Below are 13,843 nucleotides of genomic sequence, written 5' to 3'. Positions count from 1 at the left end.
ACGACATCTAACGGTCCACTCTCTCACCCGTGCCGGACGGGTCGGCGCTTTCCGCTGCGGTGTCCGGGGCCGGGTCACTCGGCTGCTCCGGGCCTTCTGCCCGTGGTCCGGCCTCGGTCTCCTGCTCGAGACGGTCGCCGGGGGCCTCGGGGTTCTGCGGAGCGCCGACCGGGCTCTGCGGGCTGTCGGAGTCGGCGTCCGCCTCGGCGGTGCCGTCCTCGTCCGCCTCGCGGGCGGCGGCGCGCTTGCGCTGGGTGTACATACGGAAGCCGGCGAGGACCAGGAGCAGGACACCGCCGCCGATGACCAGCATCACGGTAGCTGTGACCTCGGTGACCCTCACGTCGAAGGTGACGGGGGCGCCGTACTTCTGGCCGTCCTCGGTGTACAGCTGGGCGACCACCTCCGCCCGGCCGTTGGCGTTGGCGGATGTGGTGAACTTCACCGACTGGCTGTGGCCGCCGTTCACCGTGACGCGCTGTTCCTCGTAGGCGGCGTCGCTGATCTTCAAACGGGTCGGGTTCTTCGACGTCAGCCGCAGCTTCAGGTGCTCGACGCCCTGGACCAGGTTGTTCTGGACGGTCACGGGGATCGTGGCACTGCGGCCGGAGAGCTTGGTCTCCGACTTCTCGATCAGCTTGACCCCGTCGGTGAGCCCGTTGAGGTACGACTCGACGCCGTCGCGATACCCCACCGCCGCGACGCCCCGGCCACGCCAGGACGTGGACATCTCGCGGTTCATGGCCCGCCCGAAGGGCGTCACCACCCGGGACTGGTCGGTGAGGATCACCTTGAAGCTGTCGAGCTTGCCCTGTGTCGTCGCGATCTGCTCGAAGCCGGACCGCAGCAGTTCCTGGTTGCGCAGCGAGGACGGGTACGCGGAGGCCGGCGGCACCTTGGTGTTGGCCGACGGGTCCGGCTTGGCCTTGGCGGCGTCCGCGAGGTCCTGCGACTCGGCCCAGTTCCCGCTCTGGAGGGTCGCCAGCGCCTCGGCCATGGCCTGCGCCTGGCTCACGGAGGGCATGCGCTGCGGGGCGACCACGACACTGCGCTGCTTGCCGGTCTGCAGGCCGAGCGCCAGGCTCTGGGCCAGGAAGCGCTGCACGGCGCGGGTGGACGCGGAGGCCTTCGTCAGGTTGCCCTGGAACGCCGTGGACATCTTGGAATCCGCGACGACCGCCGTGGTGCCGCCGCCGACGGGCCGGGCCGCGGAGGGCGTGTACGACAGGTTGTCCTGGAGGCTGTCGCTGCGGGCGATCACCTTGTCGGCGCCCGCGGAGGTCGCGACCTTCACGATCGACGGATCGACGGCACCGTCGACGGGCCACGCGAAGTCCGTGGACGGTTTCATGTGGAGGATCGTCGGCACCGTGTTGTCGACGGCGTCGGTGGCTTCCTTGAGGTGGCTCAGTGAGCCCGTGACGTTCGTGCCGTTGTGGGCAAGGGAGGCCAGGTCCGGGTCGCCGAAGGGCAGGGCGACGACCTCCTTGCCCGTGACGGCCTGCTGGAGCTCGGCGAGCCACTGCTTGGCGACCGCCTGGTTCCGGCCCGCGGTGGTGGTGCCGTCCTCGCCTCTGACCTCGTAGTTCCGCGTCATCGCGTCGACGGATGCCAGCAGGTCCGGGTCGATCACCCAGGTGATGTCGAGGCCCTTGCCCAGCGACACCATCTGGTCGAGACGGCCGCCCGGGGCGATCTCGTCGGCGAGGTCGTCGTTGCGGAAGACCGGCGTCTGCTGCTCGTTCGACCCCGTCTCGGCCGTCATATGGACGGTGGAGGTGAGCGGCCACATGAACGTGGTCTTCGTCTTGGTGCCGGCATCCTCGGGCTGCCACGGCAGGAAGGTGCGCTGGACTCCCAGGACCTGGTCCCAGGGCTGCGCGGAGGTCTCCCCGGAGAGTGCGACGGCCAGCTGGTAGACGCCGTCCGGGCCGAGGTCCAGCTCGTCGGCCGGTACGGAGATGCTGAAGGGCTCGGCCACGCCGGGGGTGAGCTTGGGGAACTTCTCGCTGTACTTGCCGCCGACCGCCTTGCCGGCGGGTCCCTGAACGTCGTCGCTCTTCTTGGCGAGGGCGTCGATGGAGGAGCGGGTGTCGAGCGAGGGACCCACCCGCAGATCGACGTGGGCGTCGGTGACCGCCTGCTTGCCGTTGTTGGTGACCGTGCCCTGCACGTTCACCGTGTCTTCCTCGGTGGGGGCGGTGGGGGTGAGCGAGTCGACAGCGACGGCCACCGAGCCGGCGCCGGCGGCCGCCTGCGGGGCCTCCTGTCCGGCCGCGTCCGCCGGGGCCGCGGCCGGCAGCTGGAGCATCCCGGCCAGCAGGGGCGCACCGGCGAGCAGTGCCCCGGTGCGCCGCAGCCACCGGCGGGCAGGTGAGGCACTGGTCCCCTGGAAGTCTGCCGCGTCGGCCACGCGCTTCGCCCGTCCCTCGTCGTCGTCAGTGGTCGTCGGAATGTGCGTCCACGCATGGTAACGATGCGCGCCGAGGGGAAGTGCCGCGGTCCGTTCCACAAGATCGCGGACCGGCACCGTCCTGCCCGGTATGTGACCGTATAGAAGGGAGCGGCTCTTTACATCTCAACGACGGGTCTTGTGCGTCTATTCACGGACGAGTCCGTACGCGTAGTGACGAGTCCGCACGCGTCATATGGGGAGCTCGTGGCCGCCCGGGCCACGTACCCTCTTCTGTTGTGCCGAACGCCAACGAAGAAACGTCCAGTGCCCTCAGCCAGGTGCAGCACCGTGCGGTGAGTGAACTGCTGCGGGTCGCTCCTGTCGCCGATGACCTCGCTCGCCGATTCCGGGAGGCCGGGTTCTCACTCGCCCTGGTCGGCGGCTCGGTCCGGGACGCGCTGCTGGGCCGGCTCGGCAACGACCTCGACTTCACGACCGACGCCCGTCCCCAGGACGTACTCAAGATCGTGCGCCCGTGGGCCGACGCGGTCTGGGAGGTCGGGATCGCCTTCGGTACCGTCGGCGCCCAGAAGGACGGCTACCAGATCGAGGTGACCACCTATCGTTCGGAGGCCTACGACCGGACCTCGCGCAAGCCCGAGGTCTCGTACGGCGACTCCATCGAGGAGGACCTCGTCCGCCGTGACTTCACCGTGAACGCGATGGCCGTCGCGCTGCCGGAGAAGGAGTTCGTCGACCCGCACGGCGGGCTCGAGGACCTCGAGGCGCGTGTGCTGCGCACTCCTGGCACCCCGGAGGAGTCCTTCTCGGACGACCCGCTGCGGATGATGAGGGCCGCGCGCTTCGCGGCTCAGCTCGACTTCGAGGTCGCCCCTGAGGTCGTCACGGCGATGACGGAGATGGCCGCACGTATCGAGATCGTCTCGGCCGAGCGGGTGCGGGACGAGCTGAACAAGCTGGTCCTGTCGCCGTTCCCGCGCAAGGGCCTGACGCTGCTCGTCGAGACCGGCCTCGCCGACCGTGTGCTGCCCGAGCTGCCCGCCCTGCGCCTGGAGCGTGATGAGCACCACCGGCACAAGGACGTCTACGACCACACGCTGATCGTCCTGGAGCAGGCGATGGCGCTGGAGGACGACGGTCCCGACCTGACGCTCCGCCTGGCCGCCCTGCTCCATGACATCGGCAAGCCGCGCACCCGTCGCTTCGAGAAGGACGGCCGGGTCTCCTTCCACCACCACGAGGTGGTCGGGGCGAAGATGACCAAGAAGCGCATGACGGCCCTCAAGTACTCCAACGAGCTGGTCAAGGATGTCTCACGTCTGGTCGAACTCCACCTGCGTTTCCACGGCTACGGCACCGGCGAGTGGACGGACTCGGCGGTCCGCCGCTATGTCCGTGACGCCGGCCCGCTCCTCGACCGACTCCACAAGCTGACCCGCTCGGACTGCACCACCCGTAACAAGCGCAAGGCGACAGCCCTGTCGCGTGCGTACGACGGCCTGGAAGGTCGGATCGCCAGCCTTCAGGAGCAGGAGGAGCTGGACTCCATCCGCCCGGACCTCGACGGCAACCAGATCATGGAGATCCTCGGCGTCGGTCCCGGCCCGGTCATCGGCCGCGCTTACAAGCACATGCTGGAGCTGCGCCTGGAGAACGGGCCGATGGAGCATGATGCCGCGACGGCCGCGCTCAAGGAGTGGTGGGCCGGCCAGGAGGGCTGACGCTGTGAAACAGGGTCATGTTTCACGTGAAACATGACCCCGCAGGAGACGGCCGAGGGGCGGTGTTTCACGTGAAACACCGCCCCTCTCCGTGTCTGCCCTACTTCTTGTAGTCCTTCAGGCAGAGCAGGAAGTCCTTGCCGTCACCACTCTCGGTGTACGAGTACTGGAAGTCCTTGGCCTCGGCCTCGCACTTGCTCGACGCCAGCGTGTCCGTGAGGAACGAGCCCTCGATCTTGGCCAGCACCACGTACTGAGCCTTCGCGTCGCTGCACTTGACGACTTCGAGGTCCGGGTTGTCGTCGCTGGTGCTGCCGCGGTGCATGCAGTCGCCGACGGCCGCCGTCTTGGCGTCGTCCCGGCTGGTTATCCAGCCACCGATGGCAATGCCCGCCACCGCGATGACGATCACGATGTTCTTGATGGTCTTGAAGCTGAGCTTGCGGCCGGACGGCTGCGGCGGGACAGGGGCATACGGAGCTCCCTGGGGCGGGAAGCCGGGCTGTCCGGGCTGCTGGGGGTAGCCACCCTGCGGCGGATACGGAGCCTGGGGCTGACCCGCGGGCTGGTTCTGTGCGAACGGGTTGCCCTGGGGCGGCGGAGTGGTCATTCGGGGTCCCCCTAGTACATGGTGAATGACGCGAACATGTCGCGAGATAAGACGCACGTAAGTTATCGGGACCCACTGACAACTCAGTGGTCAGAAGTGGCTCTGTGTCATTGATGTGACACTTACCGGTGGTCAAACCGGGCCATAGTCGCCGCTACTGCCGCGTAGATAACGGCGATCGTGATCACCAGCGTTACGGATCGGCCGTCCGGAGGCAGCATCAGCGCCGCCACGGCGGCCGCACCGACGAAGAAGACATTGAAGAGGACGTCGTAGACGGAGAAGATCCGGCCACGGAAGCCGTCCTCCACGGAGGACTGGACGATGGTGTCCGTGGCGATCTTCGCGCCCTGGGTGGTCAGCCCCAGGACGAAGGCCGCGACCATCAGCGGGGTGGTCGCGAACGGCAGCCCCAGAGCGGGCTCCAGCAACGCGGCGGCCCCCGCGCACACGACGATCCAGCGGCCCGGCCCCAGCCGTCCCGCGGCCCAGGGCGTCACCACGGCCGCCGCGAAGAATCCCGCGCCGGAGACGCCCAACGCCAGTCCCAGCAAGGCGAGTCCGTCGTCCGTGGTCGAGGTGAGCGCGTACCGGCAGAGCATCAGCAGCATGACCAGCAGGGCGCCGTAGCAGAACCGCATCAGGGACATCGCCGCCAGTGCCCAGGCGGCCTCCCTGCGCTGTGGCGCGGCCAGGTGACGCACGCCGTCCGCCAGGTCGCGGGCGGTGCCCGTGAGAGCCGGCCCGAGCCGCTCGCTCACCAAGGTCCGGTCGGGGCCGAGAAGTTCCCGCGCCATGCTCAGCGATGCCACGGCCGCACACAGATACAGCCCGGCTCCCACGAGCACCACGGTGGCGTCGGAGTCCGCCACCACCAGGCGGACGGCGAAGGCGAGGCCGCCGCCCGCGGTCGCCGCCAGCGTTCCGGCGGTCGGGGAGAGGGAGTTGGCGATGACCAGACGCTCGGCGTCGACCACCCGCGGCAGGGCGGCGGAGAGACCCGAGAGAACGAAACGGTTGACCGCGGTGACGCACAGGGCGGAGACGTAGAAGAGCCAGTCGGGAGCCGGGCTGAGTATCAGCAGGGCCGTCGCCGAGGCCAGCAGGGCGCGCAGCAGGCTGCCGTACAGCAGGACCTGGCGGCGGCGCCAACGGTCCAGCAGGACACCGGCGAAGGGGCCGACGAGGGAGTACGGGAGCAGCAGCACGGCCATCGCGGAGGCGACACCGGCCGCCGAGGTCTCCTTCTCCGGCGAGAAGACCACGTACGCGGCGAGCGCGACCTGGTACACGCCGTCTGCGCCCTGGGAGAGCAGGCGCACGGCGAGCAGACGCCGGAAGCCCTGGAAGCGCATCAGGACGCGCAGGTCACGGACGACGGCCATGGGCACAGCCTCACATACGGGGAGGGTCCCCGGGTCGTACGACCCGGGGACCCTCACAGCCCTGGCAGGAGCGACTCGTTGCGGAGCGTCAGCGCTCGACCTCACCCTTGATGAACTTCTCGACGTTCTCGCGGGCCTCGTCGTCGAAGTACTGGACCGGCGGGGACTTCATGAAGTAGCTGGAGGCCGACAGGATCGGGCCGCCGATGCCGCGGTCCTTGGCGATCTTCGCGGCGCGCAGGGCGTCGATGATGACGCCGGCGGAGTTCGGGGAGTCCCAGACCTCGAGCTTGTACTCCAGGTTCAGCGGGACGTCACCGAAGGCACGGCCTTCGAGGCGGACGTAGGCCCACTTGCGGTCGTCCAGCCAGGCGACGTAGTCGGACGGGCCGATGTGGACGTTGCCCTCGCCCAGTTCGCGGTCGCGGATCTGAGAGGTGACGGCCTGCGTCTTGGAGATCTTCTTCGACTCGAGGCGGTCGCGCTCGAGCATGTTCTTGAAGTCCATGTTGCCGCCGACGTTCAGCTGCATCGTGCGGTCCAGGACGACGCCCCGGTCCTCGAACAGCTTTGCCATGACGCGGTGCGTGATGGTGGCGCCGACCTGCGACTTGATGTCGTCGCCGACGATCGGGACGCCCGCCTCGGTGAACTTGTCCGCCCACTCCTTGGTGCCGGCGATGAAGACCGGAAGGGCGTTGACGAAGGCGACCTTGGCGTCGATGGCGCACTGGGCGTAGAACTTCGCCGCGTCCTCGGAGCCGACGGGCAGGTAGCAGACGAGGACGTCGATCTGCTTGTCCTTGAGGACCTGGACGACGTCGACCGGCTCCTCGGCGGACTCCTCGATGGTCTCGCGGTAGTACTTGCCGAGGCCGTCGAGAGTGTGGCCGCGCTGGACCGTCACGCCGGTGCTGGGTACGTCGCAGATCTTGATTGTGTTGTTCTCGGAGGCGCCGATGGCGTCCGCGAGGTCGAGACCGACCTTCTTGGCGTCCACGTCGAACGCGGCGACGAACTCGACGTCGCGGACGTGGTACTCGCCGAACTGGACGTGCATCAGGCCCGGCACCTTGGACGCCGGGTCGGCGTCCTTGTAGTACTCGACTCCCTGTACCAGCGAGGCGGCGCAGTTGCCCACGCCGACGATGGCTACGCGAACCGAACCCATTCCGGTTGCTCCCTGTGTGTATGAGTGAGGCCCTTCAAGGGGCTCTCACGTGGCGGTGTCGTCGGGCGTATCCGGACGGGGGTCGTCCCCCGGCCGGGGCAGGCCGCCCGACGCTCCAGATGTGGTGTCACGCGAAGCGGGCTCCCCGGAGGAGGAACCGTTGAGGTCCCGCCCCGCCCGCTCGCTCTCGATGAGCTCGTTCAGCCAGCGCACCTCGCGCTCCACGGACTCCATCCCGTGGCGCTGGAGCTCAAGCGTGTAATCGTCGAGGCGCTCCCGGGTCCGGGCGAGGGAGACGCGCATCTTCTCGAGGCGCTCCTCCAGCCGGCTGCGGCGGCCTTCCAGCACGCGCATGCGCACATCGCGTGAGGTTTGCCCGAAGAAAGCGAAACGGGCGGCGAAGTGCTCGTCCTCGTACGCGTCGGGCCCGGTCTGCGAGAGCAACTGTTCGAAGTGCTCCTTGCCCTCCGCCGTCAACCGGTAGACGATCTTGGCGCGCCGCCCCGTGAGGGGGGCTGCGAGGGCGTCCTCGGTGGTGTTCCCCGGCTCCTCGATCAACCAGCCGTTGGCGACCAGCGTCTTGAGGCAGGGGTACAGCGTCCCGTAGCTGAACGCACGGAACACACCCAGTGATGTGTTGAGTCGTTTGCGCAGCTCATAGCCGTGCATCGGAGATTCGCGGAGCAGGCCGAGTACGGCGAACTCGAGGATCCCGGAACGCCGGCTCATAGTCGCCTCCTCTCTCCCGCGGTCCGATGTCTCGGTCCGATGTGTCGAGCTGATGTATCGACTCGATACATCACGACGATAGAACGGCCTTGCGGATGCGACAAGAGGGGGTGTGGTGAACGGGGTCACATCACCGATTCGTCAGACGTGAGTTGCCTGATTTGAGGTGAACTTCGGTCCTCGGCAGGTTTTGGCGGTGCGTAGTCTGTGCGCCATGCACATCACCGGGAACCGTGGGACGCCTGAGGGCGTCCTCGTCTTCGGTGTAGTACGGGTGCATGCGGGACCGATGAATGCGGAGCCGACCGCATCCGTACTTCGGGGGGACCGGAAACTAGCAACCGTTTCCAGGCGCAGGGGTGCGCCTGCCCGAGGAGTAGTCGTTCGATGAGCGAGCACCGTCGCAAACCGCCGCAGCCGCAGGGAGGCGGACGTGCCGCGGCCCGACGCGGCCAGTCCGGCTCGTCCTCCGGCCGCCGCGCGGCACCGCGAGGCGCCACCGGGTCTCCGTCCGACTCCTATGGGTCGGACTCCTACGACTCGGGGGGTGAGGAGCGCCAGTACGGCGGCCGAGCGGAGGCCCGGCGTGCGGCGCAGAGAAGTGGGGGCGGCCGCCGCAGAGCGGCCGAACCGACAAGTGGCGGTCGGCGCGCCTCTCCCGGCGGGCCGAACGGGCCCGGGCGGGGCAAGGGGCGCCCGGCCATGTACGACAAGAAGCGGCCGATCGACTATCCGCGGGCCGGCAAATACGGCTGGCAACGCTGGGTGCCGTCCTGGAGGCTCGTCTCCGGCCTGTGCATCGGCTTCATCGGGAGCCTGGTGGCCGTGGCGGGCATCGGTTACGCGATGGTGGGCGTCCCCAACGAGGAGAACGCGGCCGCCTCGTCGCAGAACAACGTCTACTACTGGTCCAACGGCAAGCAGATGATCGCGACCGGCAGTGGCCAGAACCGGCAGAACGTCACGATCGACAAGATCCCCAAGGCTATGCAGCAGGCCGTGATCTCGGCCGAGAACAAGAGCTTCTACCAGGACTCGGGCGTCGACCCCATGGGCATCGCCCGGGCTCTGGCGAACATGGCCCGGGGCGGCGACACGCAGGGTGGTTCGACGATCACCCAGCAGTTCGTCAAGAACACCTACCTGAGCCAGGACCAAACGGTCACCCGTAAGTTCAAGGAGATGTTCATCTCGATCAAGGTGGGCACCAAGCTCACCAAGGACGAGATCCTCCAGGGGTACCTCAACACCTCGTACTACGGCCGCGGCGCCTACGGCATCCAGGCCGCCGCCCAGACGTACTACGGCAAGGACGCGGTCAAGCTCGAGCCGAGCGAGTGCGCCTTCCTCGCCGCCCTGCTCAAGGGCCCGACGTACTACGACCCCGCGGGCAACGAGAGCCTCGACACCTCGGCGAGTGCCGAGGCCAACGAGAAGCGGTCCAAGGAGCGCTGGGGCTGGATCCTCCAGCAGATGCACAACGACAACAAGCTCTCGGACGCCGAGTACCAGAAGGCGATCAAGACGTACCCCATGCCCGATGACCGCAAGGCGGCCAAGGGCATGAGCGGCCAGATCGGCTACCTGGCGGACACGGCCAAGAAGTACGTCCTGAACCACTCCAACATCACGGAGAAGCAGTTCGATCAGGGCGGGTACCAGATAAAGACGACCTTCGACAAGGCCAAGGTCGAGGCGTTGACCAAGGCCGTCAAGAAGGTTGAGAAGGAAAAGCTCGACCCGGACAAGCGTGAGCTTGACAAGCACGTCCAGTTCGGCGCGGCGTCGGTGAAGCCCAAGGACGGCGCGATCGTCGCGCTCTATGGTGGCGCGGGGTACGAGAACGGCCACTTCAACAACAATGCGGACACCTCGGGTGTCCCCGTCGGTTCGACGTGGAAGCCGTTCGTGCTCGCCGCCGCCATGGAGCACGGCACCTACCGGAGCGAGGGCGTCGGACTCTCACCGCTCAGCAAGTACAACGGCAACGACCACCTCAAGATCAGGAACAACGACGGCACCTACGTCATGAAGAAGGACAACACGCCCTTCTTTCAGGAGAACGAGAGCGATCGCCCGTGGGGTTACATCTCCCTGCGCAAGGCGATGGAGCAGTCCGTCAACACCCCGTTCGTGCAGCTCGGCATGGATGTGGGGATGAAGAACGTGGCTGACCTGGCCGAGAAGGCCGGCATCCTGGACAGCAGCTTCGCGGGCCTCAACGCGTCGTTCGCGCTCGGCACGTCGACTCCCAGTGCGATCCGCATGGCCGACTCGTACGCGACGTTCGCCGCCTCCGGCAAGCAGGCCGCTCCGTACTCGGTGACGAGCGTCAAGTCCAATGGGGAGGAGGTTCCCGGCTTCGAGAAGCCGAGGATCACGCAGGCGATGCCCGAGAACGTGGCGAACAACGTCACGAACGTTCTGGAGAACGTCATCCAGAACGGTACGGGTAAGAACGCGCTCTCCCTGGGCCGTACGGCAGCCGGCAAGACCGGTACGACGGACGAGAACAAGTCGGCCTGGTTCGTCGGCTACACCCAGCAGCTGTCGACCTCGGTCGCGATGTTCCGTGAGGACCCCAAGAGCGCCAAGCTGCTCTCCATGAACGGCACGGCGGGCGAGGTGTCCATCCACGGTGGTGACGTCCCCACGCTGGTGTGGACCGAGTACATGAAGGCCGCGCTGAAGGGCGAGACCGACCTCGGCTTCCCGGAGCCCGTGAAGATCGGCGACATCCAGGACGCGGTGGGCGCTCCGACGCCGACGCCGACTCCCACTGCGGAGCCCAGCGAGACCGCGACCGAGTCCCCGAGCGCCACGCCCAGCGGGTCGTCGTCGCCCTCGCCCTCGCCCACCGACACCTGCGGCTTTTTCGGCTGCGATGAGGAAGATGGTGGAACGGAGAACGGCGGCACGGGCGGAGAGCCGAGCACCTCGCCCTCGCCAACGGATACGAGCGAAGACGGCGGCAACAGCAGAGGAAACGGAAACGGAGGCATCTTCGGAGGCCCCGAGGGATAGCCGACCGATCGCCCGGCTTGGGTGTTTCACGTGAAACGCCGAGCTGTTTCACGTGAAACATGGGCCGCCGTACCCACTCGGGTACGGCGGCCCTCGGCGTATTGATAGACACGTACGGCAGGATGTGCGGCATGCCCAGTGCAGAATCGACGCAAGCGAGCGTCCACGAGCCGGACCCGGTGCGGCCGACCACGGAGGACGAGGTCGCCGCGGCCGGCAGCGAGCTGATCGGCGGCCCGCTGGGGCGGCGTGCCCTGCTCGGGGCGTCCCGGTGGACACCCGCGCGGGTGATCGCGCTGGTGGCGATCGGCATGTTCGCTCTCGGCCTGGTCCAGAAGGCACCCTGCTTCAACGGCGCCTGGTTCTTCGGTGCCAGCTCCCAGTACACGCACGCGTGCTACTCGGACATCCCGCACCTCTATCAGGGGCGCGGCTTCGCCGACGGGCTCGTTCCGTACTTCGACCGGCTTCCCGGCGACATGCAGTACCTGGAGTACCCGGTACTGACCGGTGTCTTCATGGAGGTCGCCTCCTGGTTGACGCCGGGGAGCGGCACCATCCAGTACCAGGAGCAGTGGTACTGGATGGTCAACGCCGGGATGCTCATGGTGTGCGCGTCGGTCATCGCCGTCTGCGTGACCCGTACGCATGCCCGGCGCCCCTGGGACGGTCTGCTGGTGGCCCTGGCGCCCGCCTTCGCGCTGACGGCGACCATCAACTGGGATCTGCTGGCGGTCGCTCTGACGGCCGCGGCGATGCTGATGTGGTCACGCGGCCGCTCCCTCGCCTTCGGCGTCCTGCTGGGGCTGGCCACGGCCGCCAAGCTCTATCCCTTCCTGATCCTCGGGCCGCTGCTGGTGCTGTGCTGGCGCGCGGGCAAGTGGCGTGCCTTCGGGAAGGCTCTGGGCGGTGCGATCGTCGCCTGGGCCGTCGTGAACGGCCCGGTGATGCTCTTCGCTTTCGAGGGCTGGTCGAAGTTCTACACGTTCAGCCAGGAGCGGGGCGTCGACTTCGGCTCCTTCTGGCTCATCATGGCCCAGAACTCGGACGACCCGCTCAGCATCGACACCGTCAACACGCTCGCCACGCTGCTGATGCTGGTGTGCTGCGTGGCTGTGGCGGCGCTCGCCCTGACTGCTCCGCGCCGCCCGCGGTTCGCCCAGCTTGCCTTTTTGATCGTCGCGGCGTTCATCCTCACCAACAAGGTCTACTCGCCGCAGTACGTCCTGTGGCTGGTGCCCCTGGCCGCCCTCGCCCGGCCGAAATGGCGGGACGTCCTGATCTGGCAGGCCTGCGAGGTGGCGTACTTCCTGGGGATCTGGCTGTACCTCGCGTACACGACCAGCGGAGAGGCCCACAAGGGTCTGCCTACCGACGGCTACCACTGGGCCATCGGCCTGCATCTGCTGGGGACGCTGTACCTGTGCGCCATGATCGTGCGCGACATCCTCATGCCGGAGCGGGATCCGGTGCGTCGGTCCGGCGACGACGATCCCTCGGGCGGAGTGCTCGACGGCGCCGAGGACGTCTTCGTCCTCGGTCCTGCGGCCCGTCCCTCGCGGCACACGACCGCTCGGTTCGAAGGGGCGCAGGTCCAGTGGGGCAAAGGGGACGCGACCAGCGGTTCGCTCTGAGCGAACAATGCGAAAGGCCGTACAGCGGTAGGCCGTACAGAAAGGCCGTACACGGGAAGCCGTGTACGGCCTTCTTGCTGAGCTGTGCGACCTCAGTGCACCACGCCGGTCAGCGGTCCATGATTCGGTCGAACTGCGTGGTGGTGTGCCGCAGATGGGCCACCAGCTCCTCGCCGACCTTCGGCTCCGGCGCGTCCGAGGGCACGAAAAGGATCGAGACCTGCATGTGCGGAGGCTCGGCGAACCAGCGCTGCTTGCCACCCCAGACGAACGGCGAAAGGTTCCGGTTCACCGTCGCGAGGCCGGCGCGGGCGACGCCCTTGGCGCGCGGCATGACGCCGTGCAGCGCCTTGGGGGCCTCCAGACCCACCCCGTGCGACGTACCGCCCGCCACGACCACCAGGAAGCCGTCGGAGGCCGCCTTCTGCTGCCGATAGCCGAAGCGCTCGCCCTTGGCGACACGCGTGACGTCCAGGACCGCGCCGCGGTACTCGGTGGCCTCGTGGTCCCCCAGCCACAGCCGCGTGCCGATGCGAGCACGGAACCGGGTCTGCGGGAACTGCTGCTGGAGACGGGCGAGTTCATCGGCCTTGAGGTGGCTGACGAACATGGTGTGCAGGGGCAGCCGGGCCGCACGCAGCCGGTCCATCCAGCCGATGACCTCCTCGACCGCGTCCGAGCCGTCGGTGCGGTCCAGCGGCAGGTGGATGGCGAAGCCCTCCAGGCGGACGTTCTCGATGGCGGCGTGCAGCTGGGCGAGGTCCTGCTCGCTGATGCCGTGCCGCTTCATCGAGGACATCACCTCGATCACCACGCGGGCCCCGACCAGGCCGTAGACGCCGTCTATCGACGAGACCGAGCGGATGACCCGGTCCGGCAGCGGCACCGGCTCCTCGCCGCGCCGGTACGGCGTCAGCACCAGCAGGTCGCCGCCGAAGAAGTCCTTGATGCGGGCGGCCTCATACGTCGTGCCGACGGCGAGGATGTCCGACCCCAGCCGGGTGGCCTCCTCCGCCAGCCGCTCGTGCCCGAAGCCGTAACCATTGCCCTTGCAGACCGGGACGAGCCCAGGGAACTGATCCTGCACGTGCTTGTGGTGCGCACGCCAGCGCGCGGTGTCGACGTAGAGCGTGAGCGCCATGGCCGGACCTGG

The 13,843-nt window shown here is 67.9% G+C and carries 9 protein-coding genes; 3 read left to right on the top strand and 6 right to left on the bottom strand.

Annotation, left to right across the window (positions count from 1 at the left end; all coding sequences use genetic code 11):
• Positions 1-7 precede the first annotated feature (7 nt).
• Positions 8-2,413, bottom strand: a complete 2,406-nt coding sequence (locus ACQEV8_RS21670; protein WP_432962606.1) for a DUF6049 family protein — start codon at positions 2,411-2,413, stop codon at positions 8-10.
• Between the two features lie 278 nt (positions 2,414-2,691).
• Here ACQEV8_RS21670 and ACQEV8_RS21665 point away from each other — a divergent pair, with 278 nt between their 5' ends.
• Positions 2,692-4,137, top strand: coding sequence for a CCA tRNA nucleotidyltransferase (locus ACQEV8_RS21665; protein ID WP_432962604.1), 1,446 nt, complete (start codon positions 2,692-2,694; stop codon positions 4,135-4,137).
• Between the two features lie 100 nt (positions 4,138-4,237).
• Here the strand turns inward: ACQEV8_RS21665 and ACQEV8_RS21660 are convergent, their stop codons facing one another.
• The 4 genes from ACQEV8_RS21660 to ACQEV8_RS21645 form a co-directional block, all read right to left on the bottom strand.
• Entirely contained in the window at positions 4,238-4,747 is a 510-nt protein-coding gene (locus ACQEV8_RS21660) for an LppU/SCO3897 family protein (protein ID WP_432962602.1), read from the bottom strand.
• 122 nt (positions 4,748-4,869) lie between these two features.
• A complete protein-coding gene (locus ACQEV8_RS21655; protein WP_432962600.1) occupies positions 4,870-6,132 on the bottom strand; it encodes an MFS transporter in 1,263 nt (420 codons plus the stop codon).
• A gap of 88 nt (positions 6,133-6,220) precedes the next feature.
• Positions 6,221-7,303, bottom strand: a complete 1,083-nt coding sequence (locus ACQEV8_RS21650) for an inositol-3-phosphate synthase (protein ID WP_261680235.1) — start codon at positions 7,301-7,303, stop codon at positions 6,221-6,223.
• Positions 7,304-7,348: 45 nt separating this feature from the next.
• The gene (locus ACQEV8_RS21645) at positions 7,349-8,032 is read right to left on the bottom strand and encodes a PadR family transcriptional regulator (RefSeq protein WP_184593854.1); all 684 of its coding nucleotides are present in this window, start codon (positions 8,030-8,032) and stop codon (positions 7,349-7,351) included.
• 387 nt (positions 8,033-8,419) lie between these two features.
• On the opposite strand from ACQEV8_RS21645, the gene ACQEV8_RS21640 reads away from it, so the two are divergent.
• Both ACQEV8_RS21640 and ACQEV8_RS21635 read left to right on the top strand, forming a co-directional pair.
• On the top strand, positions 8,420-11,056 hold the full coding sequence (locus ACQEV8_RS21640; protein ID WP_432962597.1) for a transglycosylase domain-containing protein: 2,637 nt from the start codon (positions 8,420-8,422) through the stop codon (positions 11,054-11,056).
• A 122-nt stretch (positions 11,057-11,178) separates the two neighbouring features.
• Positions 11,179-12,690 (top strand): glycosyltransferase family 87 protein, encoded by a 1,512-nt coding sequence (locus tag ACQEV8_RS21635; protein ID WP_432972881.1) that lies wholly within the window; start codon positions 11,179-11,181, stop codon positions 12,688-12,690.
• 109 nt (positions 12,691-12,799) lie between these two features.
• On the opposite strand, the gene ACQEV8_RS21630 is transcribed toward ACQEV8_RS21635, so the two are convergent.
• Positions 12,800-13,831: an alanine racemase gene (locus ACQEV8_RS21630; RefSeq protein ID WP_215120322.1), complete on the bottom strand. Its 1,032-nt coding sequence runs from the start codon at positions 13,829-13,831 to the stop codon at positions 12,800-12,802.
• Between the last annotated feature and the right edge of the window lie 12 nt (positions 13,832-13,843).

The organism is Streptomyces sp. CA-179760 (assembly GCF_050937045.1).
In the GTDB taxonomy this organism is placed as follows: Bacteria; Actinomycetota; Actinomycetes; order Streptomycetales; family Streptomycetaceae; genus Streptomyces.
This window is presented reverse-complemented; position numbering and strand designations above follow the sequence as displayed.

What these genes read in the sequence shown, in the direction of transcription:
- ACQEV8_RS21660 (WP_432962602.1), bottom strand. Translation starts at nt 4,747, where the DNA reads ATGACCACTCCGCCGCCCCAGGGCAACCCGTTCGCACAGAACCAGCCC.
- ACQEV8_RS21655 (WP_432962600.1), bottom strand. Translation starts at nt 6,132, where the DNA reads ATGGCCGTCGTCCGTGACCTGCGCGTCCTGATGCGCTTCCAGGGCTTC.
- ACQEV8_RS21650 (WP_261680235.1), bottom strand. Translation starts at nt 7,303, where the DNA reads ATGGGTTCGGTTCGCGTAGCCATCGTCGGCGTGGGCAACTGCGCCGCC.
- ACQEV8_RS21645 (WP_184593854.1), bottom strand. Translation starts at nt 8,032, where the DNA reads ATGAGCCGGCGTTCCGGGATCCTCGAGTTCGCCGTACTCGGCCTGCTC.
- ACQEV8_RS21640 (WP_432962597.1), top strand. Translation starts at nt 8,420, where the DNA reads ATGAGCGAGCACCGTCGCAAACCGCCGCAGCCGCAGGGAGGCGGACGT.
- ACQEV8_RS21635 (WP_432972881.1), top strand. Translation starts at nt 11,179, where the DNA reads ATGTGCGGCATGCCCAGTGCAGAATCGACGCAAGCGAGCGTCCACGAG.
- ACQEV8_RS21630 (WP_215120322.1), bottom strand. Translation starts at nt 13,831, where the DNA reads ATGGCGCTCACGCTCTACGTCGACACCGCGCGCTGGCGTGCGCACCAC.